Annotated in this window: 7 protein-coding genes and 2 pseudogenes; 8 read left to right on the top strand and 1 reads right to left on the bottom strand. The window is 33.2% G+C overall.

From position 1 onward, the window contains the following. Positions 1 to 26: 26 nt before the first annotated feature. The 8 genes and pseudogenes from L634_RS0127925 (at position 27) to L634_RS0127880 (ending at position 5,655) form a co-directional block, all read left to right on the top strand. Positions 27 to 365, top strand: coding sequence for a winged helix-turn-helix transcriptional regulator (locus tag L634_RS0127925; protein ID WP_026584879.1), 339 nt, complete (start codon positions 27 to 29; stop codon positions 363 to 365). Next, a complete protein-coding gene (locus tag L634_RS0127920) occupies positions 334 to 591 on the top strand; it encodes a hypothetical protein (RefSeq protein WP_157452476.1) in 258 nt (85 codons plus the stop codon). The genes L634_RS0127925 and L634_RS0127920 overlap by 32 nt, the downstream gene beginning before the upstream one ends. 27 nt (positions 592 to 618) lie before the next feature. Then, positions 619 to 905: pseudogene (locus L634_RS0127915) on the top strand (transposase); the annotation flags it as partial. 335 nt (positions 906 to 1,240) lie between these two features. Further along, positions 1,241 to 1,768, top strand: coding sequence for a sigma-70 family RNA polymerase sigma factor (locus L634_RS0127910; protein WP_026585224.1), 528 nt, complete (start codon positions 1,241 to 1,243; stop codon positions 1,766 to 1,768). Further along, on the top strand, positions 1,749 to 3,314 hold the full coding sequence (locus L634_RS0127905) for a hypothetical protein (protein WP_026585223.1): 1,566 nt from the start codon (positions 1,749 to 1,751) through the stop codon (positions 3,312 to 3,314). Before L634_RS0127910 ends, L634_RS0127905 begins: the two co-directional genes overlap by 20 nt. A gap of 188 nt (positions 3,315 to 3,502) precedes the next feature. Then, the gene (locus L634_RS0127900; protein ID WP_026585222.1) at positions 3,503 to 3,694 is read left to right on the top strand and encodes a hypothetical protein; all 192 of its coding nucleotides are present in this window, start codon (positions 3,503 to 3,505) and stop codon (positions 3,692 to 3,694) included. Positions 3,695 to 4,095: 401 nt separating this feature from the next. Continuing rightward, a complete protein-coding gene (locus tag L634_RS0127890) occupies positions 4,096 to 4,452 on the top strand; it encodes an MmcQ/YjbR family DNA-binding protein (RefSeq protein ID WP_026585221.1) in 357 nt (118 codons plus the stop codon). Between the two features lie 534 nt (positions 4,453 to 4,986). Then, positions 4,987 to 5,655 carry a DNA alkylation repair protein gene (locus L634_RS0127880; protein ID WP_026585220.1) on the top strand — a complete coding sequence of 223 codons (669 nt, stop codon included), beginning with the start codon at positions 4,987 to 4,989 and terminating at the stop codon, positions 5,653 to 5,655. A 637-nt stretch (positions 5,656 to 6,292) separates the two neighbouring features. Here the strand turns inward: L634_RS0127880 and istB are convergent. Next, positions 6,293 to 6,541 (bottom strand): annotated as a pseudogene (gene istB / locus L634_RS31970) (IS21-like element IS643 family helper ATPase IstB); the annotation flags it as partial.

The following is a 6,541-nucleotide window of genomic DNA, read 5'->3' as shown; positions in this document are numbered from 1 at the left end:
CTACTACCTGAAAGGATAGTGTAAATATGAGTATGGCGGACTATAAAGGAAAGGGTAATGTTCAAGAGACACCTTTTGGTTATACAATATCAGTGATTGGTGGTAAATGGAAAATGCTTATTATTTACCTTCTGGCAGAAAACCAACCAGTTCGATTTAATGATTTGAAAAGAAAAATAGGAGCTATTACNTTNAAAACATTGAGTTCACAGCTTAAAGAATTGGAAGCAGATGGGATTGTTAGACGCAAAGAGTATCCCCAAATTCCCCCTAAAGTTGAGTACAGTCTCACACATAAAGCAGAAACTCTATTACCTGTTTTGGAACAGTTATGTGAGTGGGGAGAAAAAAACAGCAATAAGTAAATTAAATCCAAGTGCTCTCGGTATTATAGAGACCATACTGCTGATGGCTGGAGAAACCCATTTATTTTTGTGCATCACGAGAAATGTTGAGATACCAGGGTTTACCTCAGCCACCATTTCATCTGCTAACCTATTATCCTGCATTTCGAAAGTACCTATTGAAAATAAATCTCCTTTTACCCATAATGTGTTACAAAAAGCTATAAAAGAAGAAGAACAGGCATAAATTTTCATTGTGCTATCGGATACGAACACCGAGGATCAAACACAAACTCGCTTAAAAAACCAAGCAATCCGAGAAAAGAAGAAAAGCATGGTTATGAAGGATAAAAGGAAGCAATTGATGGGTATGAACGTCTATATTACGAACACATCTCCAGAAGAAGTCACCCCTGATTATGTCCATTCCCTCTATTCCTTGCGTTGGCAGATTGAGATTTTATTTAAAACATGGAAGTCATTTTTTGAAATCGATGAATGCAAAACAATCAAAAAAAACGCCTAGAGTGCCATTTATATGGCCAACTCATCGGCATTCTCCATTAATAAGAAAATATTCCAAACACTGTATCACAAAGGTAATATTGGATTGAGCTAAAGAAATCAGCTGCCATTTTTGGTGGCTTTTTTAATTGAGAAGAACTATTTGAGTTGATCTTTGTTTCTCAATAACTAAGAAAGTTGTTAAATACGGTTGTATCCACATACCAAACCAACTGTATTTTGACTTCTTTCCATTTTCATTTTAAGTTCAGTGTTTTTATATCCAATTATCCTTCGTAAGCTTTTTCGTTAACTTAATGGTTATTTTTTTACAACTAAATGTTAATAGCATCGTCTAATATTTGAAGTGTAATTATAGAAAGGAAAGACAGATGAAAACTAAAGATGAACGGTTAGAGTGGTTAATGACCGAATATGGGCAAAGTATTACAAGACTTGCGTTTACCTATACCAAGCAGAAACAGTTATCGGAAGATATTGCTCAAGAGGTGTTTATTAAATGTTATGAAAATCTAGATGAATTCAGACATGAATCATCCTATAAAACTTGGCTTTATCGCATAACTGTAAACTTGTGTAAGGATAAACTAAAAAGTTGGACTTTTAGAAATATCGTTTTTACAGATTTATTTTCTACCTGGACCAGAACAACTGAATCTCCTGAAATAAAATATATCGATATTGAGAATAATCGATATATTTCAGAAAAAATCATTTCCTTACCCATTAAATATAGAGAGGTTATTATTTTATATTATTACGAGGAATTATCTTATAATCAAATATCTGAATTGCTAAACCTAAAATTGCCTACAATTAAATCCAGGTTACATAGAGCTCGCCTTTTATTAAAACAAAAAATTGAAGGGAGTATAGCTAATGGAAAATATGTTCAATAATTTAAAAGAAAAAATGAATGAAACCATTTTAAAAGATATAGAATTTAGTGAGCAAAATAAAGAAAAGGTTAGGAGAACAATTAATAGTTCCAATCAAAAAAAGGACTTCAATTTAAAATATAAGATAAATTATTTTGTAAGTGCTTGTGTTAGCTGTTTATTACTATTTGGCCTAGGCTATTTCACCTTAACTAAAATAGGCTTATTAAGCGAAGATAAAAACACTACTATCCCAAATGATCTGGGACAGAATATAAATACCAATCAAAATAGTAAAGAATTAGATAGCATTTATACACCTCCAACTAATGAAGAGTATTATGGTGATATGACAAAAGAAGAAATAATCTCTAAGATGTTGAATACTGCAACCCATTTTATTACTGCAAGTGGTAAATTTGAACAACAAAACATCTATAAAGATGGAACAGGATCAACTACTGTTACAGAGTATAAATTAAGTACTAAGAAGGAAGTTGGAGGATACGTTAAATTTACCAATAAATCATATGAGAAAAATGAAATTGTTCAAAATGAAGAGATTATATATAACAATCATCAATTGTGGTATATCGATAAAATTAGGGAGAATTTCCGAGAAGAAAAATACAGTCCCAAACAACAGAGAACAGTGACTCTTGAAGAAGCGAAAAGTGTAAATCTTAATCAACTATTTAATGATATATATGCAGATCTCCCACCGATTGGTACAGCAGGTTTATCTTTGTATCCATATACTATGGCGATAGAATATTTAGGTGATATAAATAGTTGGGATATTGTAAACCAGAATGAAGAAATATTGGGACAAAATACTATTGTTTTACAAGGTAAACTGGAAGAGAAATCTCGAAGCATGTTAATAGTAGATACGTTTAGATTTTGGGTAGATAAAGATACAGGAATTCTTGTTAAATATGAAACATATGATGCTAACGGAAATCTTTCGAGTTATCTTCATCCTGAAAAACTTGAAGTTAATGTTCCTATTGATTCTAAAGAGTTTGAATCACCAGATTTAAATGGTTATAAAAGGGAAGTACCGAAAGATTTTACGCAAAATTATAAAGATCCAAAAGAAAAAGATGTAGAAGTTGTGGAGCACGCTGATTACTACGAGGATGAAGTTGCAGCCGTTTTAGAATTGCTCAGAAAAGATATTCCGTTCTTATATGAATTTAATCATCAGGACCTTGAATTATTCTCTGCAAGTTATGAAAAATACAAGAAAGATAATCATGCTTATCTGACTTATAGTTATAAGAAAGGTAAAAATGAATTGGGATCGGGTAGACGATTACTTTATGTACGAGCTTACGATAAGGATTCCATTGTTCGATCATGGGGAGATTTCAATACTGAAAAAGGAAAGCAGTTGGGAAATTTCACTTCTAACGGTATCAATTGGGAAATTTTCGAAATTAAAAATACACCAAATTATCATTTTATAGGGAAGAAAGATAATTATATATATGAAGTGGTTAGCCAAGAAGTCAATCAGCAAGAAATAAAATCTTTATTAGAGTCATTCGAACTTAGTAAGTAGTTATTGTGTCTAATGCTTAATAATATTGCTATTCACCTAAAGTAATGCCATTTCTATATAAGTTAAGTAATAAAGATGAGCCGATGTGGTAGTCTTTCTTCAAGTAACGGGTGCGAGTGTTCAATAAGATCAGCAGCTTCTTTAGCAGATTTTTAAAAAAGGAATTGATTTGGTAGGGCTGAAGTTGAGTGGAAAAAGATAAAACTTCTCTTACTGATATATTTATTGAAAATCCCATTGTTCAAGGTGAAGCAATCTTAAATGGTAATTATAAAATAGGTAACAAAGCTAACGATAAACTTTATAAAATAGCTAATATAATGAAAGAGGATAAAGAGTTTGCCAAGGATATACTGGATATTCTTATGGTTAATCCATAACCGAATGTGAAAATCTGGGCTTTTGGAATTGCTATAGATATAAATTATAAGTCAAACGAAGTTGAAAAAATATTAACAGAACTATCTAATTCAACTGATTTAGGCATTTTGAGTTTTAATGCTGAAATGAGTTTGAAAGTGGAAAAAGGCAAGGCGTAGTTTATTCAATAAAAGGGCGCTTTCCTGGACCAAACAAGGATAAGTGCCTTTTTCCATTTTAGGTCCATTTTGTGGAGAATCTTCTCCAAAAATAATTGGATATTTATGTAAAAATCGATAGAGATTTTGATTGAATTACTTAAACTGGAAGGTAAGTGCAATAAAGAGTCCAAGGGTTATAATTAAGGATGCAGCTTTATAAAAAAGGCTAGCAAGTTATTCTGTTAGAGAAGAGGCTAACAATGAAAAATAGAGAGGAAGCTATCGGTTACTGTTTGGGGATGGGTAATACATATGAAGATTATCCATTTCGCGATAAGAATTGGACGTTAATGCGACATATAGATAACAAGAAAGTGTTTGCGTGGATCTTTGAAAAAGATGGCCTTATTTGGATTAATGTGAAATGTGAACCCGGTTTTTTGGATTACTGGCGTCAGATTTATAATTCGGTAGTTTCGGCATTTCATCTTAATAAGGACCATTGGAATTCGATAATTCTTGACGGTACTGTTCCAAAGGAAGAAATTTATGAAATGATAAAACAAAGCTATATGTTAACTAAAAAGAGTAAGAGTAAAGTTAATTACAAAAAGTGAAGGCATTGATTCAGTAGGAAGGATTAATGCCTTTTTCTGTGGAACTTACTATGATTGTCTACTTAAAGTAACGGGTGCTTTTGTTCAAGATCAGCTGCCAAACCAGGCGGCTTTTTTCTTGTTCTCCTGGCATTTGTTATTTTTAATGCTTTAAAAACAGAGAGTTTTATCACATTGTTGATAACACCTTTATTCTTCATAGGTAAGCCTTGGTACAGTTATTTTAGAAAAGAACAAAAGTAAATTTGTTTAGGTCATCGTTTTTGTTTTATAGTTAACGAATAGCTTGCCTTTAATAAGGGGTGCTGCGGCAGCTTGAATGCTCTTTTCGTATCCAAATAAAAGGAAGTAAATTAAAGATCGTTGCTCTTCTACTATAGGTGGAGAAAGCTTTAATATGATATATGCTACAATATTAAAAAAGGTAAACTTTGGAGGGACACCACTGCAATACGACTTATAACGAAATTGAGTTCTTGATATATACCGTCAAGTACATATTAAAACAGTGCTTTAATAAAGGAGTTGTATAAAATGAATGAAAATAAAGGTACAGAAATAAAACGCTCTTTAAAAGCAGAAAACATTCTATCTCAGATCAATAGTAAAACTAAGCTAGGCGACTTACGAAAAATCGCGAAGGACATTAAAAAAGATCACGAACTAGCTATGGAACTATGGTCAACCGAAGAGTTTTTGCCTAGACTATTAGCAATCTTAATTATGGACAAAAAACTTCTTTCACAAGATGTGCTAAATAAACTTGATAAGGATATACAGACTCATACTTTTGATGAGCGAAATAACTTAATGGATTGGTTAATGGCTAATCAGCTCACCAAAGACAAGAAGACAATTGCATTGATGGAGTCATGGGAAAATAGTCCTTCTGCTCTTCAAAGGCGAGCTTTCTGGTATTATCAAGGGCGATTGAGATGGACTGGACAAACACCGCCTGATAACACCGAAGACTTGCTATCTGCATTAGAAGCTAATATTACGCAGGAAGAACCGGAAGTTCAATGGGCTATGAATTTCACCGCAGGCTGGATAGGTGTTTATGATGAAAAGAATCGTGCACGTTGTATTAAACTTGGTGAGAAAACGGGTCTTTACAAAGATGAAATAGTAGCAAAAGGATGTACTCCCAGCTATTTGCCGGAGTTCATTAAGATTGAAGTTAACAAACGACATAATAATTAGTTACCTCTGAAAGATTCATTAGGGTTTGATGCAAAGAATAAAGGAATTCAAAGCCTCATATAAAAATTGTAATAGGCTTGGACCGCAAAATAAAAAAAACAACACGTTATGGTAGCTAGTTAGTAAAATATGCAAGGAAGATGTAAAGGATTAACCCACTATCTCTTTTTGATCTGTAGGGAGCTTATCTTTAAGAAGAACAGCTTTCCAGCTGCGCAGTACAACAATACTGTTCAGCAGGAAATAAAAAAAGACGTTTTCCCAGAAATGGTGATCGTCCTTCTTCAACTAAAGGGTGCTTATGTTTAAGGGTCAGCCGCCGAACCAGGCGGCTATTTTGTTCAACTAGGCAGGTTTGTGGAAGAAGATAAGTTACTTTATGTCTCTTAATTAGGTTGGTTTTCTTTGCCGCAATAGTCTCTATGATTGTTTGATGAATAACAAAAGGGAAAAAGTTCACAAAAATTTCAGGGAGTCTGCTATTCAATGTCCACTGATAAAGTAGCATTAAAGGCAAGCAACAGAACTATACACATTAAGATAAGTCTTTTCATATCTTTTTCACCTTCTTTTTCACCCTCTTGGCAATCATGTGTAGACGTCAAGTTGAATTTTACACTTTTTGCTCGTTTCCTTTTTACACTTCTGCTGAAAAAATGCTTTTCCGGTTTTTCATGCGATGACTTTCCTCGTTTTCACCTCCATGGATGACTTCCACACGATGAAGTAAGCGATCTAAAATAGCTGTTGTAATCCCTTGGTCCCCAATTAAATTACCCCACTCATCTGGACTTTTATTTGAAGTCAGGATGATCGAACTTCGTTCGTACAAATGATTAATCAAGTGAAAGAATAAGTTTGCTTCTCTCTGGTCCATGGCCATATA

Origin of the sequence: Bacillus sp. J33, from assembly GCF_000518885.1 — a bacterium.
Lineage (GTDB): Bacteria > Bacillota > Bacilli > Bacillales > Cytobacillaceae > Cytobacillus.
Note: the sequence above shows the minus strand (reverse complement) of the source record. Positions and strands in the feature narration are given on the sequence as shown.